This window comes from Paraburkholderia metrosideri (assembly GCF_904848625.1).
GTDB classification, from domain to species: Bacteria; Pseudomonadota; Gammaproteobacteria; order Burkholderiales; family Burkholderiaceae; genus Paraburkholderia; species Paraburkholderia metrosideri.
This window is the reverse complement of record NZ_CAJHCP010000013.1, coordinates 132,795-149,892: the sequence shown is the minus strand read 5'-3', so window position 1 is coordinate 149,892 and position 17,098 is coordinate 132,795. Positions and strand designations below refer to the sequence as shown.

Annotated in this window: 14 protein-coding genes; 7 read left to right on the top strand and 7 right to left on the bottom strand. The window is 60.9% G+C overall.

The features are described 5' to 3' along the window. Positions 1–108 precede the first annotated feature (108 nt). From tssK to tssH, 7 genes are all read right to left on the bottom strand, one after another. Entirely contained in the window at positions 109–1,455 is a 1,347-nt protein-coding gene (tssK, locus tag LMG28727_RS26630) for a type VI secretion system baseplate subunit TssK (protein WP_201645301.1), read from the bottom strand. A 36-nt stretch (positions 1,456–1,491) separates the two neighbouring features. Further along, positions 1,492–1,992 carry a type VI secretion system lipoprotein TssJ gene (gene tssJ / locus LMG28727_RS26625; protein WP_201645299.1) on the bottom strand — a complete coding sequence of 167 codons (501 nt, stop codon included), beginning with the start codon at positions 1,990–1,992 and terminating at the stop codon, positions 1,492–1,494. A 71-nt stretch (positions 1,993–2,063) separates the two neighbouring features. Continuing rightward, a complete protein-coding gene (locus tag LMG28727_RS26620; RefSeq protein ID WP_201645298.1) occupies positions 2,064–2,546 on the bottom strand; it encodes an Hcp family type VI secretion system effector in 483 nt (160 codons plus the stop codon). Between the two features lie 94 nt (positions 2,547–2,640). After that, positions 2,641–2,955, bottom strand: a complete 315-nt coding sequence (locus tag LMG28727_RS26615) for a hypothetical protein (protein WP_201645296.1) — start codon at positions 2,953–2,955, stop codon at positions 2,641–2,643. 341 nt (positions 2,956–3,296) lie between these two features. Beyond that, complete coding sequence (gene tssC / locus LMG28727_RS26610) at positions 3,297–4,790, bottom strand: type VI secretion system contractile sheath large subunit (RefSeq protein WP_201645294.1); 1,494 nt, start codon at positions 4,788–4,790, stop codon at positions 3,297–3,299. Positions 4,791–4,823: 33 nt separating this feature from the next. Next, positions 4,824–5,369 (bottom strand): type VI secretion system contractile sheath small subunit, encoded by a 546-nt coding sequence (gene tssB, locus LMG28727_RS26605; RefSeq protein WP_201645293.1) that lies wholly within the window; start codon positions 5,367–5,369, stop codon positions 4,824–4,826. 37 nt (positions 5,370–5,406) lie between these two features. After that, positions 5,407–8,133, bottom strand: coding sequence for a type VI secretion system ATPase TssH (gene tssH / locus LMG28727_RS26600; protein ID WP_201645292.1), 2,727 nt, complete (start codon positions 8,131–8,133; stop codon positions 5,407–5,409). Positions 8,134–8,939: 806 nt separating this feature from the next. Between tssH and LMG28727_RS26595 the strand changes: the two genes are divergently transcribed. The 7 genes from LMG28727_RS26595 to tssF (LMG28727_RS26565) all read left to right on the top strand — a co-directional run bounded on the left by LMG28727_RS26595 (position 8,940) and on the right by tssF (LMG28727_RS26565) (position 17,094). Continuing rightward, on the top strand, positions 8,940–9,383 hold the full coding sequence (locus tag LMG28727_RS26595) for a TagK domain-containing protein (RefSeq protein ID WP_201645290.1): 444 nt from the start codon (positions 8,940–8,942) through the stop codon (positions 9,381–9,383). Further along, on the top strand, positions 9,380–10,267 hold the full coding sequence (locus LMG28727_RS26590) for a type VI secretion system accessory protein TagJ (RefSeq protein ID WP_201645288.1): 888 nt from the start codon (positions 9,380–9,382) through the stop codon (positions 10,265–10,267). The genes LMG28727_RS26595 and LMG28727_RS26590 overlap by 4 nt, the downstream gene beginning before the upstream one ends. After that, on the top strand, positions 10,254–10,817 hold the full coding sequence (gene tssE, locus LMG28727_RS26585) for a type VI secretion system baseplate subunit TssE (protein ID WP_201645286.1): 564 nt from the start codon (positions 10,254–10,256) through the stop codon (positions 10,815–10,817). Before LMG28727_RS26590 ends, tssE begins: the two co-directional genes overlap by 14 nt. Before the next feature lie 25 nt (positions 10,818–10,842). Continuing rightward, positions 10,843–12,732 carry a type VI secretion system baseplate subunit TssF gene (gene tssF, locus LMG28727_RS26580; protein WP_201645411.1) on the top strand — a complete coding sequence of 630 codons (1,890 nt, stop codon included), beginning with the start codon at positions 10,843–10,845 and terminating at the stop codon, positions 12,730–12,732. Next, positions 12,732–13,817 (top strand): type VI secretion system baseplate subunit TssG, encoded by a 1,086-nt coding sequence (tssG, locus tag LMG28727_RS26575; protein ID WP_201645285.1) that lies wholly within the window; start codon positions 12,732–12,734, stop codon positions 13,815–13,817. The genes tssF (LMG28727_RS26580) and tssG overlap by 1 nt, the downstream gene beginning before the upstream one ends. Then, entirely contained in the window at positions 13,817–14,911 is a 1,095-nt protein-coding gene (locus tag LMG28727_RS26570; protein WP_201645410.1) for a type VI secretion system protein TssA, read from the top strand. The genes tssG and LMG28727_RS26570 overlap by 1 nt, the downstream gene beginning before the upstream one ends. A 269-nt stretch (positions 14,912–15,180) precedes the next feature. Next, complete coding sequence (gene tssF / locus LMG28727_RS26565) at positions 15,181–17,094, top strand: type VI secretion system baseplate subunit TssF (RefSeq protein ID WP_201645283.1); 1,914 nt, start codon at positions 15,181–15,183, stop codon at positions 17,092–17,094. Positions 17,095–17,098 lie beyond the last annotated feature (4 nt).

Sequence of the window (17,098 nt, the reverse complement as noted above, 5' to 3'; positions counted from 1 at the left end):
GGCGACAATGTTTTTTATCTGACTGGCGCGACTCAACGAACGCGAATGGCGGTCGTCGAGTGAAGTGGTGGCTGTTCAACCGGTGACCACTCGCCGGCCGCCTGCGGGCTAGCCGCGAATGCCCCACAGTTCGAGCTGCAGCGACGGGAAGTCGCCCGCCACATGAAGCGCCAGGCCGCCATGCCGCGCGACCTGGTCCCACAGCGTTCCCATGCGCGAGATCTCGTAGTAGATATAGCCGGCGTTGAACGGTATCTGTCGCGGCGGCACGGGCAGCGCCTGCAGCGCGATGCCGGGCAGATGTCCACGCACCAGGTCCGGCAGGCGCTCGGACGGGCCCACCTTCGCCTGCGCGGCAAATTGTTGTTGCAGCGTGTCTGGCGGCATTTGCGCGGAGACAGCGAGCACCACAGCCGAAAAGCCCTGCATGTCGACCGGATCGACCACGGCATTGCGCATCCCGTGGCCGCGTTCCTCGAGCCTGATGCTCTGCGCGCTGCGCACGAGCACGGCGTTGAGCAGCATGTGCGTGTCGTCGACCAGCGGTTTCAGGCACAGGTGGGGCGCCACGTGTTGATAGGCCGGATGGGTGTCGAGGGGACGCCGCGTGTCGGTGCGCACGTAGGTCGACAGTTCGCCCGCCATGCTGAGCAGCAGCGCGTACAGATCGGCAGGCGAGGTGCTCGGCACGCGGCGCAGATGCTGGAGCAGCGGCTCATAGCGGTTCAGGGTCTGCAGCAGCAGGTAGTCCGATACCTCGGCTGTCGTGCCCGCCTTGCCGTCACCGCCGGTTAGCCTTGCAGCCAGTGCATTCGCACGCATGCGGGTGAGCTCGTGAATCCTGGCCAGCCAGGTCGTTAGCAACTCACTGGCACCATAGCCGGCCACCGGCGGCACCAGCGTGCTGTCCAGTTCGATGCTGCCGTCGGCACGGATCATCGTGACACGCGTGAGTGGCAGCCCGATCCACGCGTCGGTCAGTTCCTTTTCAGGGACGAGTCGCAGCCGCAGGTTCGACAACTGCACCTTCTTCGGACCTTGGGAGATCGAGTTCGCATCGCGCAGATCTGTGTCGAACGCCGCGTAGCGCGCGAGTGAGTCGGCTGCGTTGTCGAAGGTGGTTTCTTCGCCGTTGGGCACACGGATCGGCACGGCCAGATAGATGAGCTGTTCGAGGTGTTCCGGACGGATGGTAAGAGGCGTCGGCGGTGGCGTGCTGCCCGGCGCATCAAACGGCGTGCCGTCGGCGAAGATCCCGCTGGCGGACCGCACGATCACCTTGCCGAGCGCGAGCGCCTCGCTATCGATACCGTATTGATTGAAGCCGAAGAAGAATGGCGACAACGATGCCGCACGTTTGTGCGCATAGTGCTCGAGGTAACGCTCCTGCTGCTGGAAAAGCTGCGGGCGCAGAAATAGCCCCTCGCTCCAGACGACCTTGTTATGCCAGCTCATGCTTGTGTTCCGCGTGGTGTGCCAACCTTCAGGGCACTATTTACGTTCGGTGACCTTGATCGCGTTGGCGTCAAGGTCGATGGTCAGTTTCAGTTTGGGCGAGCGGTGATACCACGCCGCATCGGGTGCTGCGGGCAGCGGGTACACCGCGCGCCACACTGAATTGGGCAGGTCCCGGTAGGCCGCGAGTACGCCGATCGTGGTCGTTGCAGGATCGGCCTTTGTCTGGATTGTCTTGTGCTCGCCTGGACGCAGCTGGAACTGATCACGACTGACGAGATCGTCAGTGAGCAAAGTCTTGTCCTTGTCCTGCAATGAGTAAAAATCAGCGGAATTGAACACGCTGTCTGTCTTCAGCTCGTAGATGCGCACGACGATGGGCGCGGCCCGCTTCTGGTCGTCAGGATTGACGCGTGCCGAAGCCATCACCGACAGATCGAGCCGGATCGCTTCCCTGGGTGTTTTAGGGTCGTTGCTCGCGCAGGCGGCAAGCGTGAGCGAGCACGCGACAACAAGGGTCCGGGTAGTCAGGCGCATTAGGAGATCACGACACGAATAAGACCGTAAGAGGCCCGGCGGCGGAGGTCCGCCGGGCATGGCGAGGAGGCTTACGCTTCCTTGTTGAGCTTGATGTCGTAACCGGCCGTCACTGCACCGCCGCTACCGCCCTGCGCGTTCTGCACAACGTACTCCTGCTTGATTTTGGAGAACGACAGGCGAACGTGTTCACGAATGCCGTTGTCGCTGTTGCTGCCGGACGGGTTCACCAGCGTGACAAGCACGTCGTTCATCGTGAGCTTCAGGTATTCCAGCGGATTGCCACCGGCCTTGCGGACCGTCAGCACGGCCTGGTCGATGTGCTTGCCGGTCAGGCAGTACTTCATCAGGTTCGGGCTCGCGCGGTCCACCAGATGCTCGAACGCGAGATCTTCGACGGTCGCCTTGCCTGCGCCGCCGCCCGAGCCTGCATGCATGTTCGACTGTTGCAGGATCTGCCAGCCCCAGCTCGTCACTTCGATTTCGTTCTTGTGCGCGGAGTCCTGCGACTCGCCGTCAATACCGTTGATCTTGATGAAAATATCCTGTGCCATCTAAAGCTCCTTGGTGAAAAAGACATTGCCTTGTTGTGCAATGAATACGTGTTGTGTCGTTGCCGTACTTCTGGGTCCGATGACCGGCGCCCCGTCATGGCTGTCTGGAGGTCTGTTCCTGCACGCGATGTAGTGCGTCGACACACGAGGAACGATGCGGGACCCTGACCGAGGGTTCGATACGCGTTACCGCGGGAATAGCCACATCCAGGTATTCGCGGATTTCCTTCGACGAAGGCTCGATGAACGGGACACCGCACACAGCTTCCGGTCCAATGACCGGGCCTTCATCGAGCGCCGCGAGTACAGCTGCGGGATTCCTGGGTAACGCTCTCGCCAGTGCAACGGTCAACCCTGTCGAATCACCCGCGTCGGTACCCCGGGCCAGCCGGGCGCCAGACGGACCCATGCCACATTTCCCGAAGCGATCCGGTCGAGGACCTTGTCGAATTTTCCGTTTCGGTCGAGTGAGTGCACGGTCGCCCCTGCGCCGTGTTCATGGATATCCCGCCCGATCTGGGCGGGTGTCAACCCGGCAGCAAACGCAGGAGGCGCGACGAGAAGAAGCGCGAACGTATAGGACAGGACTCGCTTCATTGCACGACGATCTCGCGGTCGGTACTGTTGCTGATCTGCGCTCACGGATCGCGCTCTCCATGGCATTGCTTGCTCCTCTTTTCTGGAACGGACCGCGTTCCGTGAGGAACGGAATGCAGTCCGGGCTCGGAGATTCGCCGGCGGCTCCGCCGTTCAGGCGGCTTCCTTGATCGACGGCAGCTTCGCGACGAGACGAAGCGATACCGTCAAACCTTCGAGCTGGAAGTGAGGACGCAGGAAGAACTTCGCCTGGTAGTAGCCGGGGTTGCCTTCAACTTCCTCTACCAGCACTTCGGCTGCGGCGAGTGGCCGGCGCGCCTTGGTTTCCTGCGACGAGTTGGCCGGATCGGCATCGACGTAGTTCATGATCCATTCGTTGAGCCAGCGTTGCATGTCCTCGCGCTCCTTGAACGCACCGACCTTGTCGCGCACGATGCACTTCAGGTAATGCGCGAAACGCGAGCAGGCAAATAGATACGGTAGACGCGCCGACAGATTCGCGTTGGCGGTCGCATCCGCGTCATGGTATTCGGCCGGCTTTTGCAGCGACTGCGCGCCGATGAAGGTCGCGTGATCGGTGTTCTTGCGGTGGATCAGCGGAATGAAGCCGTTCTTCGACAGTTCCGCTTCGCGACGGTCCGAGATCGCGATTTCGGTCGGGCACTTCATGTCGATGCCGCCGTCGTCGGTCGGGAACGTATGGCACGGCAGATTCTCGACCGTACCGCCCGATTCGACACCGCGGATCAACGAGCACCAGCCATACAGCTTGAACGAGCGGTTGATGTTCACTGCCATTGCATACGCGGCGTTGGCCCACGCATAGCGGCGGTGATCGGAGCCATTGGTGTCTTCCTCGAAGTCGAACTCGTCGACCGGATTGGTTTTTGCGCCGTACGGCAGACGCGAAAGAAAACGCGGCATCGCCAGACCCACGTAGCGGGCGTCCTCGGTATTGCGCAGCGAGTTCCACGGTGCGTACTCGAGGTTCTGCGCGAAGATCTTCGTGAGGTCACGCGGGTTCGCCAGTTCCTGCCACGATTCCATTTGCAGCACCGATGGCGACGCACCGGAAATGAACGGCGTGTGCGCTGCGGCCGACACCTTGGCCAGCGAGCCGAGCAGGTCGACGTCGGGCGGCGTATGGTCGAAGTAGTAGTCGGCCATCAGGCAACCGTACGGCTCGCCGCCAAGCTGACCATATTCTTCTTCGTAGATCTGCTTGAAGATCGGGCTTTGGTCCCACGCAAGACCCTTGTAGCGCTTCATCGAGCGGCGTAGATCGTCCTTCGAGATATCCATGAAACGGATCTTCAGGCGCTCGTCGGTCTCGGTGTTCGACACGAGGTGGTGCAGGCCGCGCCAGGCCGATTCCAGCTTCTGGAATTCGTCGTGGTGGAGAATCAGGTTGATCTGCTCGGACAGCTTGTGATCGATCTGCGCGATGATCGCCTCGATGCTCTTGTAGGCGTCGTCGCTGATCGTGGCCGACTGCTGCAGTGCCTGCTCGGCAAGCGTCTGGACCGCGTATTCGACGGCTTCGCGGGCCGCTTCGGTCTTGGGCCGGAATTCCTGATTGAGCAGTTGGGTAAAGTCTGACTGCGTGTGAACGTCGGCGGTGGCCGCTTGCGTTTGCTGTTTTGCCATGGCTTATTCTTCTTTCCTGTTCTGTCCAGTCGATCAGTTCGCGGCGTCCGCGTGGCCCGCTGTATCCAGTTCTTCGGTGGGCTGCGGCTTCGGCGCGGCCGCCAGCGACTTGAGCAGCGCCGGGTCTTTGAGCAGCCGGTTGACGAGCGATTCCGCGCCCGACTTACCGTCCATGTAGGTCTGCAGGTTGGCCAGTTGCGTGCGTGCTTCGAGCAACTGGCGCAGCGAGTCGACCTTGCGCGCGACTGCCGCCGGCGAGAAGTCTTCAATGCTTTCGAAGCTCATGTCGACCATCAGTTGTCCTTCACCTGAGAGGGTGTTCTGCACCGGGAATGCGACGCGAGGCCGGATCGCTTTCATGCGCTCATCGAAATTGTCGACGTCGATATCGAGGAAGCGGCGTTCGGCAACAGCCGGCAACTGGTCAACCGGCTTGCCGGACAGATCGGCCAGCACGCCCATCACGAACGGCAACTCGACTTTCTTCTCCGAGCCATAGACTTCGACGTCGTACTCGATCTGCACTCGCGGCGCACGATTGCGCGCGATGAATTTCTGCGAACTGTTGGAAGCGGACATGCATGACTCCGTGGGCGGTGGTAAATGATCGGCAGGGCTAGGTGGCCTGCTCGGTAAGAGCGGGTTCGGCGATGGTTGCAGCGGCCTCGGGACTGTTCGATGTTGCGTAAGCCGGCCCGAACACAAGCGCTGAGTTGGGCAGCGCGTTCTTGTCGGCGACACTGATGTTGATCTGTGCGAGCGGCCGCTTTGACGAGAAGGCATCGAGCCACAGCGCGGAAAGGCGAGGCAGCACGTGTTGCTCGATAAAGCCGATCAGCACCCGGGCGCCGGTCTCCTGCACGAGGCAGCGTCCGACGATGTAGTCCAGGACCTGAGCCTCGTAGGTGAGGGCGATAGCGTGGTGCCCGGCCATACGTTGGACCACGTGCTCAAGATGGAGGCGCACGATGCGGGTGAGCGATTCATGCGCGAGCGGCCAGTACGGCACAACCGTCACGCGCCCGAGAAACGCCGCCGGAAAGATTTTGAGTAGCTCAGGGTTGAGCGCTTCGCGAAGACCGTCGCTGTCTGGCGCCAGTGACGCGTCGGCGCACAGGCTCGCGATCAGTTCCGAGCCAACGTTGCTGGTCAGCAGGATCGTGGTGTTGCGAAAATCAATGTAGCGGCCATCGCCGTCTTCCATGTAGCCCTTATCGAACACCTGGAAGAACATCTCATGGACGTCGCGATGCGCCTTCTCGATTTCATCGAGCAGTACCACCGAATACGGACGACGGCGCACGGCCTCGGTCAGCACGCCGCCTTCGCCATAGCCGACATAGCCGGGCGGGGCGCCCTTCAGGCCCGACACGGTATGGGCTTCCTGATACTCGCTCATGTTGATCGTGATCAGGTTCTGTTCGCCGCCGTAGAGCGCTTCGGCGAGGGCCAGCGCTGTTTCCGTCTTGCCGACACCGGACGGCCCGGTCAGCAGGAACACGCCGAGTGGCTTTTTTGGATCGGTCAGCCCGGCGCGGGCCGTCTGTACCCGCTCGCCGATCTGGTTCAATGCGTCCGCCTGGCCAATCACGCGTGCTTCAAGGGTCTTCGGTAACGACTGCACAGCGGCGATCTCGTCGGTCACCATGCGACCCACCGGGATCCCGGTCCAGTCGGACACCACTTCGGCGACAACGGCCTCGCTGACCTCCGGAAATACCAGTGGCGTGTCGCCTTGCAATGTCTTGAGCGTGTTCTCAAGTGTCCGAAGCTGTTGAGTCGTTTCGGTGCGGATGGCGTCCGGGTCTGCGACGACCGCTTCGCGCGCGGCAAGCAGGGCTTGCGCCGCTTCGGACTGTGCTTTCCAGCGAGTGTCGATCACGTGCTCAAGCGAGGCGAGCGTGTCGATTCTGGTATTCACGGCAGCCAGCGCCTTACTGGCATCGAGTCCGATACGTGCTTCCTTCGCGATGAGGTCCCGTTCGACAGACGCGGCAAGCAGACGCTGATGGACATCCTGCAGCTCGCGCGGCGCACTGTGCTGCGAGAGCGCGACGCGTGCGCACGCGGTGTCGAGCAGGCTGATCGCCTTGTCGGGAAGCTGGCGTGACGGAATATAGCGATGCGAGAGCGTGACGGCTGCGCGGATCGCCTCGTCGCGCACCACCACGCCGTGATGCACGGCGAACGTTTGAGCGAGTCCGCGAACCATGTCGATCGCCGCGAGTTCTTCAGGCTCTGCGACCTGCAGCACCTGAAAGCGCCGCGTGAGAGCCGGGTCTTTCTCGATATGACGTTTGTACTCGGCCCATGTCGTCGCGCCGATCGTCCGGACCGTGCCGCGCGCGAGTGCGGGCTTCAGCAGGTTGGCTGCGTCGCCCGTGCCGGCCTGGCCACCCGCGCCGATCAGTGTATGCATCTCGTCGACAAAAAGAATCACCGGGGCCGGGGACTTCGTGGCGGCCTCCAGCACGCCTTTCAGACGCGACTCGAATTCCCCTTTCATGCTTGCACCGGCCAGCAGCGCGCCAACATCGAGACTCAGCAGGCGCACGCCGATCAGCTTTGGCGGTACGTTGCCCGAGACGATGGCTAGCGCGAGTCCTTCGACGACGGCTGTTTTTCCGACACCGGCTTCGCCTGTAAGAAGCGGATTGTTCTGGCGGCGGCGCAACAACACGTCGATCATCGTGCGGATCTCGAGGTCGCGGCCGACCACAGGATCGATCTCAGCGCCCCGTGCGCGAGCAGTCAGGTCGGTGCAGAACTGTTCGAGGGGTGTGCCTTTTGCTGGCGATGCGAGCGCATTCGAGGCTTCGCCCGGTGTGGCGACAGCGAAATGACTGTTGTCATAGGCTGCGTCTGCCGCTTCGGGGGAGCCGGCAATCCAACCAGGAAGCGCGTCCTGGAGGCCGTCGACGGGAATCTTGCCGAAGGTCGGCGAAATGGAGAGCAGCACACGCCGAAGCTCAGGTGTCTTGACGATTGCGCCGACAAGCCACGCGCCGCGAATGTGGGTATCGCCGAAGTTGAGTGTTGCGAGTACCCACGCGCGTTCGATTGCCGTCTCGATATGATGAGAGAAGTCGCTGAGCGAACTGGCGCCTGCCGGCAACGCGGCGAGCGAGCGTGCCATGTCGCGTTCGAGCGTTTCGCGATCGATGCCACACTGCCTGACGATGCGGTGCAGGTCGCTGTCTGACAGCTGAAGAAGCTGGTGCAGCCAGTGCACGAGTTCGACGTAAGGGTTGCCGCGCAGCTTGCAAAAGGCGGTTGCGGACTCGACGCTTCGATAAAGCGTTGCCCCGAGTTTGCCGAATAGTGCCTGCCGTGAAATCGTCATAGCGTGGTAGTAGCTCGTTATTCGTGCCGATACAGCATATTCAATGCGGTAAAGCGGCAGCGCATCTTTTATCGCGTGACAAGGGAAACCGTAATCGCCTTATCGCGACCGGTTAAATTTTGTAATTGCGAGTCTCATTGTTAATTTTCGTGAATTAAATCGAAGCTTCTTTCGCGGACAAATTGTTATCGCGAATTGCCTATCGCGTCAATTATTTGTATGAAGATAAATGATAACTAGTGTTAAATTGAGATTCGTCTGCTGCTGGTCTGTTTTTAAATCGGATTTTCCTATCGTACTGCGTTATTTTTGAGATTAAATAAGACGATGATTGCATTGGATAAAGCTCATTAGCACAAGAGCGCTAAGCGCTTTTGTGTCGCCTGACATTTGTTAACAAATACCGAATGATTAAATAATTATCTCGTTATTCACCTCGCATATTAGCGTTCGTGAGATCAATGTTTGTGGACGATCGGTAATGCGTTGTGTTATTAATTGGCGGCTTTCCATCTAATCTTTAATCGTCAGGCAATCGAATGCGAATAAGCAGCCTGTTTGGGCTCAATAATCCGGCGCATGTATGTATTGAACCGACAAAGTCAATAGAGGCCGATTCCGGGAATTCCGGCCGCCGGGTTGTCCGGGAATCGCTCCATGAGCAAGTGGTCGACGATGCTTACGCAATGGGGAACGGAATTCAGGAGGATCTGCGAGGCAGCGGCGCGGTTTTCGGACTGATCGGAACAGCCGCGTCAGTGTCGTTTGATGACACTGACCCGCGAGACCGGCGCACGCATGATGGCATGGCGTCCACTGTGGACGATCTGATGAAGTCCCTCTACGGACAGTATTGCAGGGCGCTCGACGATCCACAGGCGTCACTTGCGGGCGACTGGACCATGCCCGCGATGTCGCCGGCGGACCGTGGCGCAGACCCGGCGAGTCTTATCGGCTACGCACACAAACCCGCGTCTTCGTTTGAGTCGATCGAGACGTTTCTGACCGGCGCGTACAAGATGGAACACGCTTTTGGGCTGATGGGAACAGGTGAAGCACCGGAACTCATTGCCGCGGAGCCGATTCCTGAAATCTTGCGTCTGTTTGCACCGGCTGAATACACCGCTTCAGTGCAGCGCAGGCCGCCGTCCTTGCCGCCGGCTCTGGCGCGACGCGAGCACCATGCACTGGGAATCGACAGTCCGCTGTCGGTGCCTCATTCAACGACTTTTCACAACGACGCATCATGACGGCCCAGACATCTTCTCGTTCACCGGCGACTGGCCGGCGCGATCAACCTCTATCAGCGAGGCTGACGCAGATCGAAGCCCAAATTCGCGCGCGGCCTGCCGCGGCAACGCATCGCTGGGCGCTCTTTCAGTTGCTGTGTGTGATGGGCGATTGGGCGCGTGCAGTCCAGCAGCTTCAGGTCTATGCGCAGCTAGATCCCCAGCAAGGGCCGGCCGCACAGGCTTGCCGTGATCTTATTCGAGCGGAGCGCTGGCGCGCGCAGGTGCTCACCGGCCGCGAGCGGCCAGGATTTGTGTTCGACACGCCCTCGTGGGTCGAGGGTTTGCTCGAAGCGCTACGGCTCGTCGCAGCGAGACAACTCGACGCGGCCGACCTTGTTCGCGAGCGAGCGCTCGATCAGGCGCCGCTTGTACCGGCGCGAAGTGCGGATCCAGATGCAGATCTGCACGTGGACTGGATCGCCGACAGTGATTCCCGTCTCGGACCCGTGTGTGAAGTGATCACCGCAGGCCACTATCGCTGGCTCCCATTTTCCGATATCGCCGCGTGGCGGATCGAGCGACCCGCGATACTGCTGGACCTCGTATGGGCACCGTGCACGTTGACGCTGACCGACGACAGTGCTGTGCCCGGCTTCATGCCGGCGCGCTATCCAGGTTCGGAAACTTGTCAGGGCGACAGCAGTGAGCATGATGCGATCCGCTTGGGCCGCAGCACACGTTGGCGAGAAACCGGCCGCACCGGCATCATCGCGCTCGGCCAGAAGACGTGGACGACTAGCCAGGGAGACCTGGGTATCTTCGAGCTGACCAGGACCGAATTCGGTGACCGCGCGGCGAATCGTCAACCGGTGCAACAGGACGGCGCGCATGGACAGGACTAAACACGCGCGCAAGGACTCACTTTCGGGCCACGAACGGCAGGCGACGCCGCGACGAGCGAATACCTATTTGATGCCGACGTTGCTCGACCGCCTGCGTGACGACGCACCACAGCGGCAGACCGAAGCGCCGGGCGAATACGCGGTCACGCGGGCGCAGATGCGGGACATCGTCCAGCGCGATCTCGCGTACCTGCTTAACACGACAAACATCGAAGACCAGATCGATCGTTCACGCTACCCAGATGCGGCTGCATCGACGGTGAACTTCGGAGTGCCACCGCTCGCAGGCAAGTTCATGGCGACGCGTAAGTGGGCCGACATCGAAACCATCATCAAGCGCGCGATCACGGATTTTGAGCCTCGTTTCGTGCCAGACAGTCTCAGCGTGTCGCCGCTGGCGGACAAACGTGGCGAGGTCCAGTACAACGCCCTTGTGTTCGAAGTGCGCGGCAAGATCAGCATGGACCCCTATCCGATGGAGTTCATGGTCCAGAGTTCGCTAGACCTCGAGACGAGCCAACTCAACGTCCATGGCGCTCGCGCCATCTGAACCACAACGAATCCGACGCAAGGCCATGGATCCACGACTGCTCGACTACTACAATCACGAACTGAGCTATATGCGCGAGCTAGCCGGCGAGTTCGGGCGGCAGCACCCCAAGATCGCGGCGCGCCTGGCGATGCAGGCAGGCGAGGTCGCGGACCCCTATGTCGAACGGCTGATCGAGTCGTTCTGCTTCATGGCGGCGCGTACCCAGATCAAGATCGATGCGGAGTTTCCGAAGTTCACCGAACGGTTGCTCGAGGTCATTTATCCGAACTACGTCGCGCCGACTCCATCCATGTCGGTCGCGCGGATCTACCCCAGTCCGACCGAAGGGAATCTGAACCAAGGTTTCCATCTGCCACGCGGCGCGATGTTCAAGGCGCGCAAGCCCGCGGGCGAGAAAACCGCGTGCCAGTTTCGCAGCGGGCTGGATGTCACGCTGTATCCGCTTGGCATTTCCGACGCCAGGCTCACCGCGATTCCGCCGGACGTCGTCGGGCTCGATCGCTATGTTCCGCCTGATCGCCAGGTCCGGGGGGCCTTGCGTATCCGGTTGCGTACCACGAACGGCTCGCCAATCTCCGATCTGCAGGGACTTGACCGTCTGCCGGTCTATCTTGCTGGTGACGAACAGGTGGCATCCCATCTGTTCGAACTGCTGCATGCAGCGAATGTGGGATTGATCATTGGCGAACCGGGACATTTCGGAACGGCGGGCAAACCGCTTTCGGTTGTCACGTCGAACCCGGTTGTTCATGAAGGCATTGATATCGGCCAAGGGTTGCTTCCGCTCAGCTGGTCAAAATTCCATGGGCACAATCTTCTGCACGAATACTTCGCCTGCCCAAGCCGCTTTTACTTTTTTGCGCTGACCGGACTTGCGCACGGATTCAGCCGCATTGCCAGTAACGAAGTCGAGGTGATCGTGCTGCTGGACCAGCCAACCGACCGGCTCGCGAACCTGGTTGACGCGTCGCGCTTCGCGCTTTTTTGCACCCCGGTGGTTAACCTGTTCGAGAAGCGGACTGATCAGATCGAGATCCCGCAGGGCGAAGCCGAGGTTCGGCTCGTGCCGTCGAAACTCGCTCCACTCGACTATGAAGTCTTCGCGATCCAGAAGCTGTGCGGGCAGAAGACGGCCAGTTCGGCTGAACTGGAATTCCGACCGCTGTTTCAGACGCTGAACAGCGATGAGGGCAACTACGGACGATACTTTTCGAGCCGCCGCGAGCGCCGGCTGGCGTCCGACAACAGTCGACGGTACGGCACACGCACACCTTACGTCGGCACCGAGATGTTCGTTTCGCTGGTCGACCAAATGGAGGCACCTTATAGCGAGGAAATGCGCTATCTGTCGGCTGAAGCGTGGGTAACCAACCGCGACCTGCCCCTGCTTGTTCCACGCAATGGTGTAGATGACCTCGATGGAAACGACGAAGACCCGATCCAGTCGATCGGCCTGATTCGTCCGCCCAGCTCTCCGAGACCTCCTTACGCAGAACGTGAGTTGGCCTGGCGCCTGATCCGGCAACTGAACTTCAACTATCTGCCATTCAGTGACATGGATCATCGCGAAGGCGGCCAGGGCCTGCGAGATCTGCTCAGGCTGTTCCTCTCGAGCGATGATCGCGAACGCCAGCGCCAGGTCGACGCCCTGATCGGTGTAAAGACGGAACCCGTCAACAGCATGCTGCCCGGCAACGGTCCACTCGTGTTCGGTCGCGGCATCGAGTGCGTGCTCACCGTCGATGAGACCGGATTCTCTGGCGTGAGCCCCTACCTGCTTGGCCTGATCATCGAGCATTACATGGCCCGGCATGCATCGATCAATTCGTTCACGCAGACCGAGCTTCATTCGATGCAGCGGGGGCTGGTTGCGCGCTGGCCGATGCGCATCGGTACACGTGGAGTGGCCTGATGCAACGTGCTCCGTTCAAGGCGTTGATCCAGGACATCGGCCTGTCGCAATCATTGCTCGACCAACTGCAGGCCGAGCCGTGGCGCTATGGGTTTTTCGCGCTGATGCGCCGTATCGGCGCCAATCCGGCAATCGACCTGATCGGTACGGCCCGGCTTCCGCAGGCTGAACCTTTCAGGCTTGGCCAGCAAGCGAGTCTGGTCTTCGCGCCGCGCGAGATAGCGAGTGTCGGGGTGGATCGGGAGCGTCTGAAGCTGCGCCTCTTCGGGCTCGGCATGCTCGGCCCGAATGGACCGCTCCCCATCCACATTAGCGAAATTGCGCGTGAGCGTGACGAGCATCGACGTGACCCAACGCTTAGCAATTTTCTCGATATTTTTCATCACCGGTATCTGACGCAGTTTTATCGCGCGTGGGCCTCTGCGCAATCGACGGTGGGCCTCGACCGCACTGGCAATGAGCGTTTCACGTTCTATATTGCAAGCCTCACCGGTCACGACGTCAGGCAAATCAACGAGGGGCCGCTGCCCGCCCATGCAAGGCTGTCGGCTACCCCGCATCTCATTCGCGAATCACGTAATCCAGAAGGACTCGCCGCCACACTCTCCCATTATTTCAGCGTGCCGGTACATATCGAGGAATACGTCTTTCACTGGCTCGATCTGGACCACAGTGAGCGAAGCAGGCTGGGTGTGCCTGACGCCGGTTCGATCATGGCGGTGAACGGGATTCTCGGCGAGACGATACCTGATCGCCAGTGCCGCTTTCGGATTGTCATCGGTCCGGTCGACATCGACGATTACCAGAGGTTTACTCCCCGCGGATCGGATCTTCTGCGTCTGGTTGAATGGGTGCGGACGTTCGTCGGCAAGGAAATTCACTGGGAACTCGAATTGAAAATCCGGCCGCACAGCGCGCCACCGGCCGTGATGGGTGGCCCTCAGCAACTGGGCTGGTCGGGGTGGCTGGGGCAGTCTGCGTCGGCGGGGCCGATCACGGGAATGATTTTCGAGCCGGAACGCTATGTGCCCCGGCTCAAACACGACGCCGAAGCCCGCGCGGCCAGACTGAAAGAGATCGAATGATGAGCAACAACCTGAAGAAGAGCCGGCCTAAGCCGGAGAGCCGCGGCGCTACCCATGACTGGATGGCACCTGTTTCGGCCGAATTGCCGTGTGGCAGTGATCTTGAATACGATCCGGAATTCGTCGTGTTGAGCGCGAGCGTTGCCGCAAAGGCCGACGCTCAGTACGGTGATTTCGTCGGGTCGCCAGAACCTGTGAACTGGAGTGATGTAGATCGCGATTGCCGCCGACTGATGATACGCAGCAAGGATTTACGTCTGGCGGTGCTGTTTATCCGGTGTCGCACGCGGCTTGCGGCGGCAGCCGGTTTTGCAGAAGGTCTCGGGCTACTTGCTGGATGGCTGGCTGCATTTTCGGATCTGGTTCATCCGCAACTGGGTGTGGACGAGGATCGCTCCGCCGCGCTCGAAATTCGTATGAACGCGCTGCAGTCCCTGACCGATACCGACGGGCTGATCGCGGATCTGAGGGAAATCGCGCTGACCCGGTCAACCGCAACTCGCCTGCAGTTGCGGGACGTGGAGCGGGCATTCGCCCACCCACGGCCGAGCGATGCGCTGACACCCGATGCCGTGACCAGGCAGCTTGAGGAACTGCGCATCCAGCATCCGTCGGTTCTTTCCGGATTCGATAGCGCGCTTGAAAGTCTGACCGCAATCGAGGGCTGGTGCCGCGAGCATCTAAGCGTCTACGTACCGGATCTCACCGCGCTCAAGCGGCTTCTTCGCCACATTGCCGTATTGCCGGGCAGTCATCCGGAGCAGGTTGCCCGCGAGGACGAGGGGGATGTACAACCCGATCACGAGGAGTTCGCAGCATTGACCGAATCACCGACTGCTTCTGATGAGAACAAGGCAGACGCGTCGCCCGAATCCGCGAACCCACGGGCAGCCGGAAAGGCTTCCGATCGACACGCAGCACTCAACCTGATCCGTGAAGCACGCGTGTGGTTCGAGCAGCATGAGCCGAGCAGTCCGATCCCGGTGCTGCTGAAACGCGCGGAACGGTTGGTCGGTAAGCGGTACGCCGATGTGGTTACAGCGATTCCGCTCGACCTGCTGACTCAATGGGAAAGCGGGGTGGATGACGAATAGCAGCGGGTCAGCGTAAAGCACTGGCTGATGGCTCTGGAAATGCAGATGGCGAAGTAGCGGCTTTGACCTCCGCCATGCTTTCCTGTTGATGAGCCACGGCCATCAGTTAGATGGACGGAGATGCATTAACTACGGTTGAATTTCCATTCTGGAAATTACAGACGTCCCCACCGGATCCTAGAAGCTGAATAGCACCGCGGTTGTACACGCATGGTACGTCGCCTGGCAGCGCAGATTTCAAGCCCCGACGGACGAACGAAACGAACGACATGACGAAACCGCATCGACCTCCTGTAGACCCAGAACTTCTCACCTACTACACGCACGAATTGCTGTACACAACGGCGCTCGCGCAGGAATTCGCGGCGCAGCATCCGAAGATCGCTGTGCGTCTGGGGATGCAGGCGGGCGAGATTGGCGACCCCTATATCGAACGGCTGGTTCAGGCGTCATCTTTCGTGACGGCGCGCACGCAGATGCGTTTCGATGCGGCGTTTCCCGAACTGATGCAGTCGATGCTGGAAACGGTCTATCCAAACTATGTTCGGCAGACGCCGTCGATTGGTGTGGCCCGTCTGTATCCGGGACACGAAAGTGGTCATCTTGGTCAGGGGTTTCTCATTCCGCGCGGCACGGCCTTCACCTCGCTCACGCCCGCGGGCGAGAACACCCCCTGCGTATTCCGCAGCAGCCAGGACGTGACGGTCTATCCGCTCAGGATCAAACTTGCGCGGGTAACGCTGACTCCGCCGGACATTCCTTCTCTTGACCGTTATGTAGTGGACGGCCAGCGGGTGCATGGCGCTGTGCGCCTCACGCTCCAGACGACCAACGGCGCGCCCATCGCGAGTCTTACCGGGTTGGAGCGGCTGCCCTTGTATCTCAGCGGGGACGAGCGCATTGCCTCGCATCTGTTCGAGTTGATCCACTCAGCTGGGGTGGCCAGCGTCATGGCCGCGCCCGGCCGGTTCGCGGAAGGGCCGCTGCACAGGGTCACGCGTGGTGCAGTCGTTCACGAAGGGATCCACGCCGAGCAGGCGGTGCTGCCCAACGTGCCGCGCAGGCTGCATGGGCATGGCCTCGTACAGGAGTACTTCGCGTGCCCGGCGCGCTTCTGGTTTTTCGCGTTGACGGGTCTCAGCCCGGGGCTGCAGGCCATCGAGGGTAACGAGGTCGAGATCGTCATCCTGCTCAGTCGCGTGCCTCGGACGCTTGCCGATGCGGTAGATGCGTCGCATCTTGCGCTCTTCTGCACGCCGGTCGTCAACCTGTTTCCATTCCGCACGAAGAATCTCGAAATCGATCCGGATGAATTCGAGCACCGGCTCGTGCCTGTTCCCGAGGCGCCAGCGGATTTTGACCTGCGCTCCGTCGATGCCGCGCACGGTCAGGTTGCTGAGGAAAGCAACAACGAGGTGTCGTTCGAACCGCGGGACCAGCTGTCCGGCGCAGGTGGCGCCGCTCGTGGCAATTATTTCAGTCTGCGCCGCCGGGCGAACCTGGTCCAAGGCGGACGGCAGTACGGCACACGTCGGCCCTTTACCGAGACGCAGACCTTCATGTCGCTCGTGGACGGCCAGGACCGGCCCCATGACGGGGGCATCCGCTTCCTGTCGCTCGACGCATGGCTAACCAACGGAGATCTGCCTTCCCGGCTCGAATGCGATGGCCGCAGCGATCTCACGCTCACTGGATCGAAGCCGGTGGCCAGCGTCGGCTTTGTGCGCGCGCCGACGGCACCGAAACCGCCACTCGCACGCGGCGATCTGGCCTGGCAACTGATGGGGCAACTGAAGCTCGACTACCCGATGTTCGACGACAGCGACGGGGAGCCGCATCCGGGCGAAGGGGTGCGCCGCTGTCTGCGCCTGTACCTGACCCCACACACGGGTGCCCTCGCGCGACAGGTCGAGAGCCTGGTGAGCGCCACGGCCACGCCGGTGAACGACATGCTGCCGCCGGGTAATGGCGGCCCGGTATTTGGACGGGGCATCAGGTGCGAATTCACCTTCGACGAAAGCGGCTTCGACGGATTGAGCCCTTACACATTGGCGCTTGTGCTGGAGCATTACGTTGCGCGCCACGTCTCGATGCATTCGTTTACGAAGACTGTGCTGCGTTCGACGCAGCGAGGCCTGATCGCACAATGGCCGCCGCGTTCCGGTATGCGCGACATTTCCTGATCTG